At 72.0% G+C, this 922-nt stretch carries 1 protein-coding gene; it reads left to right on the plus strand.

Features of this window, described 5'->3' with window-relative positions; genetic code table 11:
* Positions 1 to 121: 121 nt before the first annotated feature.
* Positions 122 to 922: serine/threonine-protein kinase (locus I5G_RS19590; RefSeq protein WP_022877217.1), on the plus strand; the 801-nt coding region annotated here is incomplete at its 3' end.

The following is a 922-nucleotide window of genomic DNA, read 5'->3' on the forward strand; positions in this document are numbered from 1 at the left end:
ATCGACACCGTGACCCGCACGGAAGGGGCGGGGGGCGCTCAGGTCACCCGTTCGACCACGCGCTCGTCGAACGACGACCTCGTTTGACCCCGTCGGGGGCTTCCCCGATCCCAGGACGCGCATGACCGACACCGACACGACTCAACCGGCCGACACGCCCGCCGTCGACCTCTTCGACGGGCGTTACCGTCTCGGGCGGGTGCTCGGCACGGGCGGGTACGCCCGCGTGTACGAGGCCGTGGACACGCAGCTCGGCCGCACCGTCGCCCTGAAGGTCATGACAGGCGACGGTGCGGACCCGTCGGACATGGCGCGCGTGCGGTCCGAGATCCGGTTGCTCGCCTCCCTGTCGCATCCCTCGCTCGTCACCCTCTACGACGCGAAACTGTCGAGCACGCCGACATACCTCGCGATGGAACTCATTGCGGGGCCGACGCTCGGCGACGTGATCGCACGCGGGACCGTCACCCCGGCCGATGTGGCCCGGTACGGCCGCGAGATCGCCGAGGCGCTGTCCGTCGTCCACGCGCGCGGCATCGTCCATCGCGACGTGAAGCCGTCCAACATCCTGCTGCGCCCGCCCGCACACACCGGGGAGCGCACACGAGCGACCCTCGCGGACTTCGGCATCGCCGCACTCGTCGGCGCGACGCGCGTCACCCGAGCGGACACCGTCGTGGGGACAGCGGCATACCTCAGCCCCGAGCAGGCGCGGGGGATGCCGGCCGCCCCGGCGAGCGACGTCTACGCGCTCGGTCTCGTCCTGCTCGAAGCGCTCACCGGTCGCCGCGCCTTCGGCGGGCGGACGCCGCACGAAGCGCTGGCCGCGCGACTCGTGTCGCCGCCCGAGATCCCCGATCACCTGCCCGGACCCTGGCGGACGCTTCTCACGCGCATGACCGCCATCGATCCGGCGGAGAGA

Origin of the sequence: Microbacterium sp. B19, assembly GCF_000333395.1 — a bacterium.
GTDB lineage: Bacteria > Actinomycetota > Actinomycetes > Actinomycetales > Microbacteriaceae > Microbacterium.